Genomic DNA, 15,804 nt, shown 5'->3' with positions numbered 1-15,804 from the left:
GGCGGGGCCGCGCCCGCGACGCCGCCGCCCGCGCGACGCAAGCACCTCGTGCGCGCGCTCGTCACCGTATTCACGTTCGGACTCGTCGCTTGGGGCCTCTGGTACGCAATCGCCGGACGCTGGTACGAATCCACCGACAACGCATACGCACACGGCAACGTCGTCGAGCTGACGTCGCAGGTGACGGGCACCGTCGTGTCGATCGACGCGGACGACGGCGACCTCGTACACGCCGGCACGCCGCTCGTCCGTCTCGACCCGAGCGACGCGCAGATCACGCTCGAGACCGCGAAGGCCGATCTCGCGGCAACGGTCCGCAAGGTGCGCGGCCTGTACAGCAACGAGCGCGGGCTTGCGAACAGCATCGGCGGCGCACGCGCCGAACTCGACACGCGACGCACCGCGCTCGACAAGGCGAGGGCGGACTACAGCCGACGCGAGGATCTCGACCGCTCCGGCGCGATTTCACGCGAGGAACTCGCGCATGCACGCGACACGCTGACGTCCGCGCAAAGCGCATACGCGGCTGCGCAGAGCGCGCTCGCGACGCTGAGCGAGCAGCACCAGACGAGCAAGGCGCTGATCGACGACACCGCGGTCGCGTCGCACCCCGACGTGCAGGCCGCGGCCGAACGGCTGCGTGCCGCTTTCCTCGCACATGCACGCACCGACGTCGTCACGCCCGTCACCGGCCATGTCGCGAAGCGTACGGTCCAGGTCGGGCAACGTGTGTCGCCCGGCGTGCCGCTGCTCGCGGTCGTGCCGCTGCGCGAGCTGTGGGTCGACGCGAACTTCACCGAGAAGCAGCTCGAACACATGCGTATCGGACAGCCGGTCGAACTGAGCGCCGACCTGTACGGCGACGCGGTGCGCTATACCGGCCGCGTGCAGAGCCTCGGGGTCGGTACCGGCAGCGCGTTCTCGCTGCTGCCCGCGCAGAACGCGACCGGCAACTGGATCAAGATCGTGCAGCGGCTGCCGGTCCGCATCGAACTGACGGATCCAACGCAGCTCGACGCGCATCCGCTGCGCATCGGCCTGTCGATGCACGCACGCGTCGACCAGCACGACCGTAGCGGCGAGATGCTGTCGCGTCGCGAGCAGCGCGATCCGGTATTCCACACCGACGTGTACCGCGACGAGCTCGCACGCGCCGACAGCCTGATCGCCGATGTCATCCATGCGAACCTGCCGGCGGCAGGGCGCGCGGAGGCAGGGCGATGAGCGCCCCGATGGCGGCCGCCGACAGCGGCTTTCGTCCGTCGAGCGTCGCGCTGACGACCTTCGGCCTCGCGCTCGCGGTCTTCATGCAGGTGCTGGACGGCACCGTCGCGAACGTATCGCTGCCGACGATCGCCGGCAACTTCGGCGTGAGCACGACGCAGGGCGCGTGGGTCGTCACGACGTTCTCGGTCAGCAACGCGATTGCGCTGCCGCTGACCGGGTTTCTCGTCAAGCGCATCGGGCAGGTGCGGCTGTTCGTGTGGGCAACGCTCGCGTTCACGTTCGCGTCGCTGTTGTGCGGCCTCGCACAGAACCTGCCGCAGCTCGTCGCGTTCCGCGCGCTGCAGGGCCTGGTGGCCGGGCCGATGATCCCGACCACGCAGGCGCTGATGCTGTCGATCTATCCGCCGCAGCGGCGCGGCTTCGCGCTGTCGATGATCGCGATGGTCACCGTCGTCGCGCCGATCGCGGGGCCCGTGTTCGGCGGCTGGGTCACAGAGCATTATTCGTGGCGCTGGGCGTTCCTGATCAACCTGCCGATCGGCGTATTCGCCGCAATGTGCGTGTTCGCGCAGATGCGTGCACGCGTCGAGACGACCGTTGCCGCGCGCGTCGACTATGTCGGCCTCGCCGCGCTGATCGTCGGCGTCGGCGCGCTGCAGATCGTGCTCGACAAAGGCAACGAGGCTGACTGGTTCAACTCGACGTTCATCGTCGTGATGTCGGTGGTCGCCGCGTTCGGCATCGCGCTGTTCCTGATCTGGGAGCTCAACGAGCCGAATCCGATCGTGAACCTGCGGCTCTTCGCGCATCGCAACTTCGCGGCCGGCACGCTGACGCTCGTGCTCGCGTACTCCGCATTCTTCGCGGTCAACGTGATCGTGCCGCAGTGGCTGCAGCGCACGCTCGGCTACACGGCGTTCTGGGCCGGGCTCGCCGTCGCGCCGATGGGCGTGATCCCGGTGCTGATGACGCCGTTCATGAGCAAGTACGCGGCGCGCTTCAATATGCGCATGCTCGTGTGCTGCGCGTTCGCGATCCTCGGCACGTCATCGTTCCTGCGCGCCGGCTTCGTGCCCGACATCGACTTCACGCACATCGCGCTGATTCAGCTGCTGCAGGGCCTCGGCCTCGCGCTGTTCATCATGCCGATCAACAGCATCCTGCTGTCGGACCTGAAGCCGGACGAGATCGCCGCCGGCTCCGGCCTGTCGACGTTCCTGCGCACGCTCGGCGCGAGCTTCGCGGTGTCGATCACGTCGTTCCTGTGGGATCGGCGCGCGATCCTGCACCATGCGCAGCTCAGCGAGCACGTGAGCCCGTTCGATCCGGCCGTGCGGACCGAGATCGCGCGGCTCGGCGGTGGCGATCCGCAGCGGGCGGCGACGCTGCTGGGCAACCTGGTCGACGCGCAGGCATACCAGATCTCGTTCAACGACGTTTCGTTCGCGCTCGGCTGCGTGTATCTCGCCGTGATCGCGGTGGTCTGGCTCGCCCGTCCGCCGTTCGGCCCCGGCGCCGCCGCGAAGCGGTGACGAAGCTGCGCGGCCTCGGACGACGCGCCGGTGATGCCGTCAAGCAGACGAGGGCACGGGCCGGGGCGGTGCCGACAGTAGTGGTCGTTGCCGGGTAGGGGTACGGCGGGGGCAGGTGAATTGATTGCGGACCTCGCGCGATGCGTTCGGTCGCGCCGCGGTCGCTTGGGTTCAGGCGGTCACCGGAGCCGGAAACAGCGTTCGTGACGATTCTGTCGCTCGCGCTGGATGTTCTGCATCAGTCGCCCTGGATCCGGGTAACCGACGCAAACCCTTCCGCAACGGTCGGCGGCGCAAAGAGGGATGCAACGCTTTCGATACTCGCATCGGGGACGCGCTGCCGGCCTCCGCGCGTTCCGTTCTTTTGCGATATCGGGAAGACACGGACGGTGCGGGCGAAGGTTCGTCGCAGCGAGCGCTCGCCCGCGCGTTTTCCGTGATGTATCCGTACCGGAAAGCGACGAGAAAGTAGCCGCTAGTGCAACGCTGCCTCTTCCGTGATGCAGTCGACGAACGCTCTTACCTTCGGCGAGCGCTGCCTGCTCGGCGGCCAAAGAATCCGGTAGGTGACGGAAGGCGCGGCGTCCCCTTCGAGGACGGGGCGCAAGAATCCGTCCCGGAGTTTGTCTTTGACTTCATGGTCCAGCAGGCAGGCGATGCCGGCGCCGTCACACGCCAACGCGAGAAGCGACGGGCTCATGTTCGAGACGGCGGCCGCTTTGAGCTTGATCTCGGCCATCGGCGTTCCATCCGGGAACGGCCAGGGCTGGATTTTCCCGGTACTCGGATATCGATACAGCAGCACCGCATGATGCTCGAGATCCCGAGGTCGTTCCGGTATGCCGTACCGTTCGAAATAGTCCGGCGACCCGACGATGATACGGCGGCAGGATCCCAGCACGCGTGTGATCAAGCGCGAATCCCGCGGCTGTCCTGAACGAACGACGACATCAAAACCTTCGTCGATCACATCGACCAGCCGATCGGAGTAATCCACCTCCAGCTCGATCTCCGGGTAACGTCGATGAAACCTGGACAGGAGCTGCGGTGTCACCACGCTGGTGAGCGGCAGGCTGATCCGCAACTTGCCGCGAGGTGCGCCGGCGCGCTGCTGAAGCTCGACCTCCGCAAGATCCAGCTCGCCCAGTATGCGGCGGCACCGATCCAGAAAAATGACGCCCTCGGGGGTGAGCGCCACGCTGCGCGTACTGCGGTGAAACAGCCTGACGCCGAGGTGCGCTTCCAGCCGTGCCACATTCTTGCCGACCGCAGAAGCCGATACGCCCAAATGCCGGGACGCGGCGACAAAGCTGCGGGTATCGGCGACCCGCACGAACGATTGCACCCAGTTCAGGTTATTCATCATCGGCGTGTGAATTATTCCGGACAGGCAGGTTCATTCTGTATGGAATCGCATCCCGTTTATCCACGATAAACCGGCTTGTAGGATGGCCTGGCGAACTTGAGTCGTTTCCCTGCTGTTCGCCCCTTCATATCCATCCGAATCGAGCGAGCCATGTTCATCTCCGATACCCGCAAGCATGCCGTCGTATTGACTGCGGTCAGTCTGGCCGGCGTCATGTTTCACCTGGAAATATCCAGTGTGCCGGTCATCCTCCCGACGCTGCAGACCGTCCTGCACGGCGATTTCAAGTCCATGCAGTGGGTCATGAATGCCTACACCATCGCCTGCACGACCGTCCTGATGGTCACGGGCACACTGGCGGATCGTTACGGGCGAAAGCGCATGTTCGTCCTGAGTCTTGCCTGGTTTGCAGTGACGTCCCTGATGTGCGGTCTCGCGCAAAGCATGTCCTTCCTGATCGTCAGCCGATTCCTCCAGGGCCTGGGCGGCGGTGCGATGATCATTTCCCAGATAGCGGTGCTGTCGCATCAATTCCAGACGGGAAGGGCGCGTAGCCGGGCGTTTGCCATCTGGGGGCTGGTCTTCGGCATCGGCCTCGGCCTGGGGCCGCTTGTCGGCGGCCTGATCGTGGCGCTCTCGAACTGGCGCTGGATCTTCCTGATACACGTGCTGCTCGCCGGGCTGACCGGCGTGCTCGTTTTCAACCACGTTGAAGAATCGAGGAATCGCCACGAAACGAAGCTGGATCTCGCGGGGCTGTTCACGCTGGTGCTCGCGGTACTTGGCGCGACCTTTTTCATTACACAAGGATCGTCTGCCGGCTTCACCGGCAGCATGGGTGTCGTGCTGGCGGCAACGATCAGCCTCGTTGCATTCATCGTGATCGAATTCAGGCATCCCCAACCGATGTTCGATTTTTCCGTATTCAGGATACGTCCGCTTTCCGGCGCGCTCGTCGGCTCCATCGCGATGAATGTCAGCTTCTGGCCGCTCAATATCTATCTGCCGATCTACTTTCAGGGTGCACTGGGCTACACGCCCGTCGTCGCCGGCGCATGTCTGCTGGCCTATACGCTTCCTACGCTGGTGATGCCGCCGCTCGCGGAACGACTGATGCTTCGGTACAGCCCGCGCCTGATCATTCCCGCTGGCTTGTTCACCATTGGCCTGGGCCTTTTCCTGATCCGGATCGGAAGCGGCGCGGCCAATGCCGGCTGGCTCACCGCGATTCCCGGTTGCCTGGTAGCGGGGTGCGGACTCGGTTTCACCAACACGACCGTCACCAATACGGTCACGGGCTCGATATCGAGCGACCGCGCAGGCATGGCCGCCGGTATCGACATGAGCGCACGGCTGATCACGTTCGCGATCAACATTGCATTGATGGGATCGATCTTGTCTCAAAGCATCTTCGCGTATCTGAAAAGCGCCTGGCCGGACGCTCCAGATGGCCTGCAATTACGCGCGTTGACCGAGGTCATTGCCACCGGCAATCTTGCCCACCTCGCGCAATTCGCCCCTGTGTTGCCGACGCTCGATCCGTCCGGGCGCATTACCCACGACGCGCTCGTTCATGGCTTCGGCTCGGTCATGCTTTACGGCGGCCTGGCGGCATGGTTGCTGGCTGCCGTCAGTTTCGCGATCTTCGGTCCCGCCAGTTCATCCGCACGAGTCGTTGACGTCAATTGGAATCCTGACGACGACCGGGAATTGAACTGATCGGCAGGCCGCGGCGCGGCACATCCCCGGCACCCGTGAGCACTCTTCACGTTCGCGCTTCGGCGCATGCCGCCCTGAAGCGCCGCGCCTTCACAATTGTCGAGCGGGTTGCCGACACATCGGGTGTGTATCAGGTGTTGACTACCTTCGCTGCCGTGACGGTCACTTCGACCAGCCAGCCCGGCTCGACCAACCGCACAACTTGTGCGCGAGTGCGAGCAGGCAAATTCGGTTGTGCTTTTGACCCGAAGTAGTTGCGATAGACCGTTGAAAAGCCGTCGAAGTCCGGCATGCCGTCATTCGCCGGATCCGCGACGAACAGGGCCTGTACAGCAACGACATCGCCAAGTGCATATCCCCTGGCTTCCAGGATCTGCTGAATCTGGTCCAGGACGCTTCTTGTTTGCGTCTGCATGTCGCCGAAATACTCGACCGTGCGCGACCCGGCATCCCGATTGGACGGCAACGCGCCTACACCGCTCAACGTTATGGTTTTCGCCCCTGCGGGCACTTCGATCGCTTCGGAGAATTCGCGAGCCCAGGATTCCTCGCGGGACAGGGGAGTCGGGTGTCGTAAAATTGCGTCGCTCATTTCATGTTCTGGATTGAGTCTCACGGGTTCGGGCGCTGTCAGCCAGGTCGCGCTCGTGCCGCATGCGCCCACTACCGACAACAAGACGGATGATAGGTGAGCGTCGACGATCTAAAAAATGAATTAATTGGATGGATTCGTTCGACAGTATCGATCGATGTTGCTACGCTGGCGCAATCGAATTGCCCGCTCTCTCGGGCGTGCGCGGCATCGTGAAAAAACTCCACGGCAGGCACCTATGGAACTGCGACACCTTCGCTATTTTCTGGCCATCGCTGAACTGAACAACCTGTCGCGGGCCGCCGAAACGATGTACGTCGCGCAATCCACGCTGTCACACGCGCTGCATCAGCTCGAAGAGGAACTGGGTGCCGCGCTGTTCGACAGGATCGGGCGCAGCATCCGGCTCACGCAGGCAGGCCGCATTTTTCGCGACTACGCGGCTCGGGCATGCAACGAAGCGATGCACGCCAAACGGGCCGTGCAGGAACTCAAGGCACTCGAGGCGGGTACTTTCACCCTCGGTGCAATCCCCGTGTTTCCGCTTGCATTCTTGCCGGATGCCGTTGCGACCTTCAATCAGCGGTATCCGAAAGTGCGGATCTCGGTTCGGGATCTTCTAGCGGCGGAGCTTGAAGACAATCTGGCGCTGGGCGCGCTTGACCTCGGCATCGCATTTCATCCCGCGTCGCGCGACGATGTCGAATCGGAGTATTTGTTCACGGAGCGACTCGTGCTGGCGGTCGGCCGAAGCCATCCTCTCGCGAAGAAGCACCGGATCCAGTGGAAAGCACTCGATTCGATCCCGCTGGCACTGCTCACTTCGAGATTTTCGACACGAATCCTGATCGAGGAAACGTTCAGAAATGTCGGCGCACATCTGGCAGTCGCCGTAGAAATGGATACCGCCGAGTCGCTTCTCGCCGTCGCGGCGCAAGGACAGCTTGCCGCCATCGTTCCCGAAAGCGCCGGTGCGCGCTTCGAACACGTCAATCTGTTGCGCATAACGGGCCCTGAGCTGTCGCGTGATCTGGGCTTGCTCTGGTCGAACAGGACAGGGCGAACCCGCGCGGCGAGCATGTTTGCAGACATGCTGAGGAGCCTGTCTACCGAGCCGGCGGATCGTTCGCCCCCTTGATTCGTGATTCCGGGTGGGCTCCCACGACCTTGTGGCGATTCGGGTGTTGGTCCTTGCCGCAGCCGCCGCGATCGCTTCGACACGCGCGCGACGCAACTGCTCGTAGCGGAAGAACGGGCAAGGCACTGTCGCACATCCGTTCCAGGAACCCGGCTACCGGATGACCAGCCGTTCCACCTGGCGCACGCTCAGGCCCAGCCGTTCGGCTGCAGGTCCAGGCTTCAAGCCCGTGTCCACCACAGCCTGGATTACCTTGAGTCGATCAAGCTCTCGCATCGTCAATGTCACCAATCCGGGTGGCTGCATGGTCGGCTCCGCGCTTGCTCAACGAGCCGTCCAGCATGCCAGCGGTCAAAAACACGACATTTTTATTTAGCGGAAACACGACATCTGAACTTGGGACCTACACAGAAAATATCGATAACTATGATTATGTCAAATCACGTTTTTAGCGTGGCAGACGGCCCAGTGACCCGTCCGTTCAAGCAATTTCGCTCCCATTTCCAAAGTCATGTTCGTCCAATCACGATGCCAAACCAGTACCGACCTCCTGGCCATCAGCGGATTTCGCTCAGTCCGCCACCTCTCGCTTTCGCGACGCATTCTTTTCGAGCGCTTTGCGAGCATCCGGGAAATGTTCCTTGGCCTGCTCAAGCGCAAGAAAAGACGGTGCTCGGGCTTCCGCAACAATCTCCAGAAACTGCCCACAATGCTTGCACTGGTACAACTCCGCGTGCCTGGAAATATTTATACCCAGATATTCATAGTTGGAGCGCGTTCCACCAAAGCTGCGACACTTTTCGCACGTCATCGAAATCTCCTGGATGGACCGCATGCGGTCGATGCTTCACCATCACCCGTCCTTAGCGCATCAGCATCGCAAAGAAGATTGCGGCGATGTACAGCGCAATGCCGTAGTACAGGTGCGCGATAACGCCCTGGCGACGTGCCGCCCAGGGATCCGGCGTGCGCGAGCACAGGACACCCATCCCGAACGCAGGCACGACGATGAAGAACGGTACCGCGAGCGTAAGAAGACCTGCTGCGATCGCCGCTGCCCACGTCGGACGGGCAATCCAGTCCGTGCCGCCACCGAGCAGGATCGGCAAGAAGCCGAACGCTGCACCCAATGCATAATGGGCGATCCAGCCGATCGCCTTTTCGCCCGGAATCGGCGGCGACGCGAAAATCGGCTTGTGGAAGAATTGTCCGCGCGCCATGTGCCCAATCCAGCGTCCCACGACATCGAAGCCGTAATTCGGCACCTTGAACGCCTTTTCGAGAAACACGGCCCACCCATCCGACAGCGCGGTGGCAATCAGGCCGATAAAAACGCCTGCGATGATGATGTCACTCATGGTTTTTCTCTCTGCTTTCCAGACGCGAAGCGCGTCGACGCCACCCGCATCGAGTCGGGCTTTCCACGTATCGGGACGAAGCGACCACCGAAAGATCAAGCGACGGCGGCGCACGTTGCTCCGCCATCGCTGAAACGCCCTGCTCGCTGCAAACCTACTGCGCGTTCAGAATCATGTTCAGCACGCGCCGCAGCGGTTCAGCCGCCCCCCATAGCAATTGATCGCCCGTGGTCAACACGCTGTACATCTGCGGCTCGACGTTGAGGCGACGCAGTCTGCCCACACCGATCTTCAGCGATCCGCTGACAGCAGCGGGCGACAGCCGTTGAATCGTTTCCTGCCGGGTGTTCGGCACAAAATCGACCCACTCGTGCGCGTCGCGAATCAGCCTTTCGAGACGATCGGGTTCGACGTTCTCCTTCAGCTTCAGCGTGATCGCGGCCGAGTGGCTCTGCAGCGCAGCGACGCGCACGCAGAGTCCGTCAACCCGGATCGTGCCCGGCGGCAGCCCGAGGATCTTGTTCGTCTCGACTTCGCCCTTCCATTCCTCGCGGCTCACGCCGTTGCCGAGGTCGCTGTCGATCCACGGAATGATGCTGCCCGCGAGGGGCGCGCCGAACGCTTCGACCGGATAGTCGCTCGCGCGCGACGCTGCGTGTGCTTTCGCCAGCACGTCGAGCACCGGCGTGTTCGGATCGCCAAGCGTGTCGTCGACACGCTTGGCGACGGCCGACATCTGGCCGAGCAGTTCCTTCACATGCTGTGCGCCGGCGCCCGACGCTGCCTGGTAGGTCATCATGCTCATCCATTCGACGAGCCCGGCGCGGAACAGCCCGGTCAGGCCGATAAGCGAGAGCGTGATCGAGCAGTTGCCGCCGATGTAGTTGCGCACGCCCGCAGCGATGCCGGCCTCGATCTGTTCGCGGTTGACCGGGTCGAGCACGATGATCGAATCGTCATCCATCCGCTTCGCGGATGCCGCATCGATCCAGAATCCGCTCCAGCCCGACGCACGCAGCACCGGATACACCGCCTTCGTGTAGTCGCCGCCCTGGCAGGTGATGATGATGTCCATCTCGCCGAGGCTTTCGACCGAGTTCGCATCGAGCAGACGGTGCTCGGCACCAAGCGGGTCACGATACGTGCGCCCTGCCGCCGACGTGCTGAAATACGTCGGCGATATTCTCGAAAAATCGCCCTCTTCGCGCATCCGCTTCATCAGCATGGAACCCACCATGCCGCGCCAACCCACCAGTCCGACCTTCGTCATTGTTTCCCCTGCCTTATCGAAATTACTTCAATCCTGCTCAACCTTGGTATTCAAGATGAATCAGCGGGTACGGCCTGCCTTGATCGTCGACAGGTGAATGGCCAATGCGCTTGAAGCCCATTTTTTCGTAGAAACCCACTGCCTGACTGTTCTGCTCATTAACGTCAGTCGTCATGTTCGGGTGAAGCGTCAGGCCGTGGCGAACCAGCGCAGCGCCAATGCCCGTCCCTCGACAAGCCGGATCAACGAATAGCGCCTGCATGTGCCCGCTCTCGATGAACATGAAGGCCAATGGATAATCATTGGCATCGACGGCAAGCCAAAGCGGCGCTTGCGGCAAAAAACCGCACACCATTTCGTCAATCGCGCGGCGGTCTTCCGCTGACAAAAAATCATGCGTCGCATCAACCGCACCTCGCCAGATTTCAACTGCGCGCGCACCGTCCTCGGGTCGAGAGGCCCTAATCTTAATCATTTGCATATTTTCAGGTATTGAATCATTCAAAACCCCACACGAAGGGAGGTTTCTAATGTCAGTTAATCCACACCCCAAACCGAAATCGAATTCGAGTGGCAATCAATTGCATTGGAATCAACGTCCGGGGCGGGAGTGTGTGCCACCCTGACCTGCCACCCGTGCCGATGCCCTCCATCTGCCCGGACACGCCGACCGCAACGATGGACCGAAACCGGACGGTTCAGGACACGGCACCGCTCAACGCGACGAGCCGGCCGTCACCAGGGCCGATGAACGTCACCGCAGCCATTTGCCGTCACGCGACAGCATTCAAGCCCGTCCGCGCACGAGTTGCATCGCAACCTCGGCCACGCGTTGACCCAGATGGCGCGCCGTGGCCAGATCCGATTCCGGCGGCACGACGTCGGCCGCCTGATCGACATTGGATTGCGCTCCCGCACCGAGCCAGAATCCCAGACGATTCAAGTCCCGATCCGAGCCCGTGGTGGAGTTGTTCGCCGGCGGCAGCGCAAGGTTGACCCAATGCATGCCGTGCTGGGCGGCAAACAGCGCGATCTGGATCAAGGTGGCAAGCTTGTCGCCGGCGTGAGCGCCCGAGTTCGTAAACCCCGCAGCGACCTTGTCTTGCCATGCGCCTTTGGCCAGGACGGCGTTCGAGGTCGCCTCTTGAAAAGTCTTGAATCCTGCGGACACGCTGGCCATATAAGTGGGCGAGCCGAAGATGATGCCGTCCGCCACTGCCAGGTCGTCCCAGCGCGACGGCGCCTCCTCGGTGGTCAGGAGCAGCGCTTCTGCGCCTTGAATGCGTTCCACGCCGGCGCGCACCGCATCCGCCTGCCTGGCAGTGTGACCATACATGCTGTGATAGATGATTGCGATTCGGACAGTCGACATACCTGCAATTCCTTGAACGTGCGGCCGAAGCCGATGGCTTGCGCCAGGCAAGCATGACCCCTGGGGCCGGCCGTCCAGCAGGCCCCATCGGGAAGAAGAAAGCGTTGATGTTCAGTCGCCGGAACTAGCCGATGATCTGATCCAGTTTGTCCAGAAAGCGAGGCCAGGCCGCGCCGAGGCGCACGTAGCTGAGTGCGGTCGGAGACGGGAAGCCCGACTGCTCCATGTGCAGCACGGTGCCGCCCTCATGCGGCGTCAAGGTCCACGTGACGATCGTCTTCAGCCCGCTTGCGGATTCCGTTCCATCGCCCCAGCGATAGCTGAGCAACCGTTCCGGCTCCACCGCGATGACCTGGCAATTCGTGATGCCCGACCACCCGGGCAACGGCGCCGCGCGCAGCGTAAAGCGGTGGCCGACCTCAGGCACGAAGTCGTTGGCCATCAGCCACTCCTCGATCAGCCACGATTGCGTGAGTGCGCGCCACACTTTTTCGGGCGGATGCCGAAGGTTTCGCTCCACGACCAGGCTGTGCGATTCTCGCGATGCAGTCATGTGTCCATCCTGTCCAGCAGGTCCGACAGCGCGTCGATTCGATCCCGCCAGAACACGCCGTAGACGCCGAGCCAGTCGATCAACGGCGCAAGCCCCTCCGAACGGGCGCGGTAATAGGTTTCTCGTCCTTCCGGGCGCCCTTCCACCAGCCCGGCCTGTCGCAAGACGGCCAGATGCTTGGACACGGCCGGCTGCGAGACGCCCGCATGCGCGGTCAGTCGTCCGACCGTCTGCTCGCCTTCATGGGAAAGCCGCTGAAAAATGGCCCTGCGGGTCGGTTCGCCCAACGCGGCAAACAGGTCGTTGGCAGTAGGTTCCAATCCATAGCTCAAAAGTTATGAATCTGAATGATAACCGTAGAGTTATGGATTTTCAACCCGGCAGCGTGTGATTTGCCCCGCGCGTCGATGCGGCGGGTTTCGACGCATCGTCGTGCGCTTCGACGAACCGGATGCGATGGGCATTGCCGTCAGTCATCCACGCCCGACCATCCGCTGGCGGTGGTGCGTCACTCCCCGACTGTCTCCGCCTGTCGATCGTCGCGCCTCGTCACCGCCACCCGCCGGCCGCGCCGGCCAGCCGATGCCACGACGCGAAACGCGACCGGCGCAAACACGAGCCCGAACACCGTCGCCGCCAGCACGCCTCCGAACGCGCCCGTGCCGATCGAGCGCCGGCTTTCCGCGCCCGCGCCCGTCGCCAGCACGAGCGGCACGACCCCGAGCAGGAATGCCATCGACGTCATCACGATCGGCCGGAATCGCGCGGCGGCCGCGTCGACCACCGCCTGCCGCAACGGCACGCCGTGACCGGCCAGGTCGCGCGCGTACTGCACGATCAGGATCGCGTTCTTCGCCGCCAGCCCGACCACGGTGATCATCCCGACCTTGAAGTACACGTCGTTCGGCATGCCGCGCGCGAGCGCCGCCGCAATCGCGCCGATCATGCCGAGCGGCACGATCGTCAGCACCGACAGCGGAATCGTCCAGCTTTCGTACAGCGCGGCCAGCGCCATGAAGACCGCGAGCACGGACAGCCCGACGAGCAGCGGCGTCTGCCGCGCGGCGACCTGCTCCTCGCGCGCCGCATCGACCCAGTCGAAGCCGATCCCGGCCGGCAGCGCAGCGGCAAGCCGCTCCATCTCCGCCATCGCCGCGCCCGAACTCGTGCCGGTCGCTGCCCGGCCGCTGATGTCGAGCGACGGATAGCCGTTGTACCGGTTCAGCATCACCGGCCCGATCGTCCAGTGCGGCGCGGCAATGGCCGACAGCGGCACCATGTCGCCGGTGCGGTTCGGTACGGTGAGCGCCATCAATTGCGTATCGGTCGCGCGGGCGACCGGATCGGCCTCGATGATCACCCGCCGCATCCGGCCCGACGCCGGAAAGTCGTTGATGTAGTTCGAGCCGAACGTGCCGCCCAGCAGCCCCGCGATCCGCTCGAACGGTACGCCGAGCGCATAGGCCTTCGCGCGATCGACATCGAGCTCGATACGCGGCGCATCCGGCAGGTCTTCGAAATGCACGGCAGACAGCAACGGATCCGCCTTCGCGCGTTCGGCAAGCTGCTCGCGAGCCGCCTTCAGCGCGTCGAGCCCGACTCCGCCACGATCCTCGAGCCGGAACGTGAATCCGTCGGAATGCCCGATGCCGCGCACCGACGGCGGCAGCGCGGCCTCGACGTCGCCGTCGAGGATCGCGCCGAAGCGCGCGTTGAGCCGGTCGCGCAACGCCATCGCGTCGACGTCGCGCTTCGCCCAGTCCTTCAGCTCCACGAACGCCATCCCGACGTTCTGCCCGCTGCCCACGAAACTCCAGCCGATCACGCTCGTCACGTTCGCAATCGCCGGCTCCCCGTGCAGGATGGCCTCCACACGCTCGACGACGGCGAGCGTGCGCGCCTGCGTGGCGCCCGCCGGCAACTGGATCATCACCTGCAACTGCCCCTGGTCCTCGGTGGGCAGAAAGCCGCCCGGCATCATCCAGTACAGCAGCCCGCATCCGATCACGAGCGCCGCATAGACCGCCACGACCATGCCGGTGCGGCGCACGGCAAACACGGCGACGCGGCGATAGCCGGATTCGGCGCGCGCGAAGGCCGCGCCGAACCGGTCGGCCAGACGTGCGCCGATGCCGCGTCGCCGCGCACGGCCGGTGCCGCCGTCGTGTCGCGCGACCGGCTTCAGCAGGTTCGCGCACAGCGCGGGCGTGAGCGACAGCGCCATGAACGACGACACCAGCATCGACGCGATCATCGCCACCGCGAACTGCCGGTAGATGCCGCCGACGCTGCCCGGGAAAAACGCCATCGGCACGAATACGGCGGTCAGCACCGCGGTCACGCCGACGATCGCCCCGCCGATCCGCTTCATGGCCCGGCGCGTGGCGTCGCGCGGCGACACGCCCTCCTCCATCACGCGGTGCACGCTCTCGACGACGACGATCGCATCGTCGACCAGGATGCCGATCGCCAGCACGAGGCCGAACATCGTGAACACGTTGATCGACAGCCCGAACGCCCACATCGCGACGAACGCGCCCATCAGCGTGACCGGAATCACGACGGTCGGCACCAGCGTGTAGCGCAGGTCGCGCAGGAACAGCCACATCACGCAGAACACCAGCACGACGGCCTCGACGAGCGTCAGCACGACTTCATGGATCGCGATCTTGACGAAGTGCGCGCCGTCGAACGGAATCTCGACCGCGACGCCCGGCGGCAGCGTCCGCGACAGCTCGGCGAGCCGCGCGCGGATCGCATTCGACGTTTCGAGCGCGTTGCCGCGCGGGCCGAGCTGGATGCCGACGGTCGCCGCCGGCCGGCCGTTCAGCCGCGAATAGAACGAATAGTCGTCGCGGCCGATTTCGACGCGCGCGACGTCGGCGACGCGCACCGCCGAACCGTCCTGCTTCGACTTCAGCACGATCCGGCCGAACTCCTCCGGCGACGTGAGCTGCCCCTTGACGACGACCGTCGCGGTGAGCTGCTGGCCGCGCACGAACGGCGCGTCGCCGATCGCGCCGGCCGTGACCGTCGCGTTCTGCGCGCTGATCGCCGCGATCACGTCGTCGGCGCCGAGATCGTATTCGCGCAACTTGACCGGATCGAGCCAGACCCGCAGCGCCTCGTCGGCATCCCACAGCTCGGCCGCGCCGACACCCGGCGCGCGCTTCAGCTCGCGCAGCACGTAGCGGTTCAGGTAATCGCCGAGTTGCGCGGAATCGCGCGTGCCGTCGGTCGACGTCAGCGTGACGAGCATCAGGAACGTGTTCGCCGCCTTGAACACGCCGATCCCCTGCTGCACGACCTGCTGCGGCAGCCGCGGCTCGACCTGCTTCAACCGGTTGTTGACGTCGACGAGCGCGATGTCCGGATCGGTACCGGGCGAAAACGTCACGTCGATCTCGAGGTTGCCGTGGCCGTCGCTGCTCGTCTCGTAGTACAGCAGGCCGTCAGCGCCGTCGAGGCTTTCCTCGATGATGCTGCCGACATCGGCATCGACCGTCTCGGTCGACGCGCCCGGATAGGACGCGGTGATCACGACCCGCGGCGGCGCCAGGCGCGGATACTGCGCGATCGGCAGTTGCGGAATGGCCAGCACGCCCGCGACGACGATCGCGAGCGCGACGATCCACGCAAATACCGGGCGGTCGATGAAGAATGACGGCATCGGCAAA

General features: G+C 64.0%; 14 protein-coding genes and 1 pseudogene. 4 read left to right on the top strand and 11 right to left on the bottom strand.

The features are described from left to right. Both G3N61_RS21385 and G3N61_RS21380 read left to right on the top strand, forming a co-directional pair. Nucleotides 1–1,224, top strand: a 1,224-nt coding sequence (locus G3N61_RS21385) for an HlyD family efflux transporter periplasmic adaptor subunit (protein ID WP_241017843.1), incomplete at its 5' end; no start/stop codon positions are given. Continuing rightward, on the top strand, nucleotides 1,221–2,759 hold the full coding sequence (locus tag G3N61_RS21380; RefSeq protein ID WP_205823525.1) for a DHA2 family efflux MFS transporter permease subunit: 1,539 nt from the start codon (nucleotides 1,221–1,223) through the stop codon (nucleotides 2,757–2,759). The genes G3N61_RS21385 and G3N61_RS21380, both read left to right, overlap by 4 nt. Before the next feature lie 475 nt (nucleotides 2,760–3,234). Here the strand turns inward: G3N61_RS21380 and G3N61_RS21375 are convergent, their stop codons facing one another. Next, entirely contained in the window at nucleotides 3,235–4,122 is an 888-nt protein-coding gene (locus G3N61_RS21375; protein ID WP_089450707.1) for a LysR substrate-binding domain-containing protein, read from the bottom strand. A 153-nt stretch (nucleotides 4,123–4,275) separates the two neighbouring features. Here G3N61_RS21375 and G3N61_RS21370 point away from each other — a divergent pair, with 153 nt between their 5' ends. After that, nucleotides 4,276–5,844 (top strand): MFS transporter, encoded by a 1,569-nt coding sequence (locus G3N61_RS21370; RefSeq protein ID WP_205823524.1) that lies wholly within the window; start codon nucleotides 4,276–4,278, stop codon nucleotides 5,842–5,844. A gap of 130 nt (nucleotides 5,845–5,974) precedes the next feature. Here G3N61_RS21370 and G3N61_RS21365 read toward each other — a convergent pair whose 3' ends face one another. Continuing rightward, a complete protein-coding gene (locus G3N61_RS21365) occupies nucleotides 5,975–6,436 on the bottom strand; it encodes a RidA family protein (RefSeq protein ID WP_122945425.1) in 462 nt (153 codons plus the stop codon). A gap of 238 nt (nucleotides 6,437–6,674) precedes the next feature. Here G3N61_RS21365 and G3N61_RS21360 point away from each other — a divergent pair, with 238 nt between their 5' ends. Beyond that, entirely contained in the window at nucleotides 6,675–7,574 is a 900-nt protein-coding gene (locus G3N61_RS21360) for a LysR substrate-binding domain-containing protein (protein WP_205823523.1), read from the top strand. A gap of 156 nt (nucleotides 7,575–7,730) precedes the next feature. Here G3N61_RS21360 and G3N61_RS39625 read toward each other — a convergent pair. The 9 genes and pseudogenes from G3N61_RS39625 to G3N61_RS21320 all read right to left on the bottom strand — a co-directional run. Beyond that, a pseudogene (locus G3N61_RS39625) lies at nucleotides 7,731–7,880 on the bottom strand (helix-turn-helix domain-containing protein); the annotation flags it as partial. Between the two features lie 265 nt (nucleotides 7,881–8,145). Continuing rightward, nucleotides 8,146–8,385 carry a hypothetical protein gene (locus G3N61_RS21355; protein ID WP_205823522.1) on the bottom strand — a complete coding sequence of 80 codons (240 nt, stop codon included), beginning with the start codon at nucleotides 8,383–8,385 and terminating at the stop codon, nucleotides 8,146–8,148. Between the two features lie 52 nt (nucleotides 8,386–8,437). Then, nucleotides 8,438–8,932, bottom strand: coding sequence for a DUF2938 family protein (locus G3N61_RS21350; protein ID WP_205823521.1), 495 nt, complete (start codon nucleotides 8,930–8,932; stop codon nucleotides 8,438–8,440). A 154-nt stretch (nucleotides 8,933–9,086) separates the two neighbouring features. Next, entirely contained in the window at nucleotides 9,087–10,202 is a 1,116-nt protein-coding gene (asd, locus tag G3N61_RS21345; protein ID WP_043182953.1) for an aspartate-semialdehyde dehydrogenase, read from the bottom strand. 37 nt (nucleotides 10,203–10,239) lie between these two features. Continuing rightward, nucleotides 10,240–10,677: an acetyltransferase gene (locus tag G3N61_RS21340; RefSeq protein ID WP_043183186.1), complete on the bottom strand. Its 438-nt coding sequence runs from the start codon at nucleotides 10,675–10,677 to the stop codon at nucleotides 10,240–10,242. Nucleotides 10,678–10,989: 312 nt separating this feature from the next. Continuing rightward, nucleotides 10,990–11,574, bottom strand: a complete 585-nt coding sequence (locus G3N61_RS21335; RefSeq protein ID WP_205823520.1) for a flavodoxin family protein — start codon at nucleotides 11,572–11,574, stop codon at nucleotides 10,990–10,992. A 124-nt stretch (nucleotides 11,575–11,698) separates the two neighbouring features. Continuing rightward, the gene (locus G3N61_RS21330; protein WP_205823519.1) at nucleotides 11,699–12,127 is read right to left on the bottom strand and encodes an SRPBCC domain-containing protein; all 429 of its coding nucleotides are present in this window, start codon (nucleotides 12,125–12,127) and stop codon (nucleotides 11,699–11,701) included. After that, complete coding sequence (locus G3N61_RS21325; RefSeq protein WP_043182962.1) at nucleotides 12,124–12,447, bottom strand: metalloregulator ArsR/SmtB family transcription factor; 324 nt, start codon at nucleotides 12,445–12,447, stop codon at nucleotides 12,124–12,126. Before G3N61_RS21325 ends, G3N61_RS21330 begins: the two co-directional genes overlap by 4 nt. Before the next feature lie 188 nt (nucleotides 12,448–12,635). Beyond that, entirely contained in the window at nucleotides 12,636–15,797 is a 3,162-nt protein-coding gene (locus tag G3N61_RS21320; protein WP_205823518.1) for a multidrug efflux RND transporter permease subunit, read from the bottom strand. Between the last annotated feature and the right edge of the window lie 7 nt (nucleotides 15,798–15,804).

Source organism: Burkholderia sp. Ac-20349 (assembly GCF_017104865.1).
Lineage (GTDB): Bacteria > Pseudomonadota > Gammaproteobacteria > Burkholderiales > Burkholderiaceae > Burkholderia > Burkholderia aenigmatica.
The sequence above is the reverse complement of the archived record's forward strand: the minus strand, read 5'-3'. Positions and strand labels throughout refer to the sequence as shown.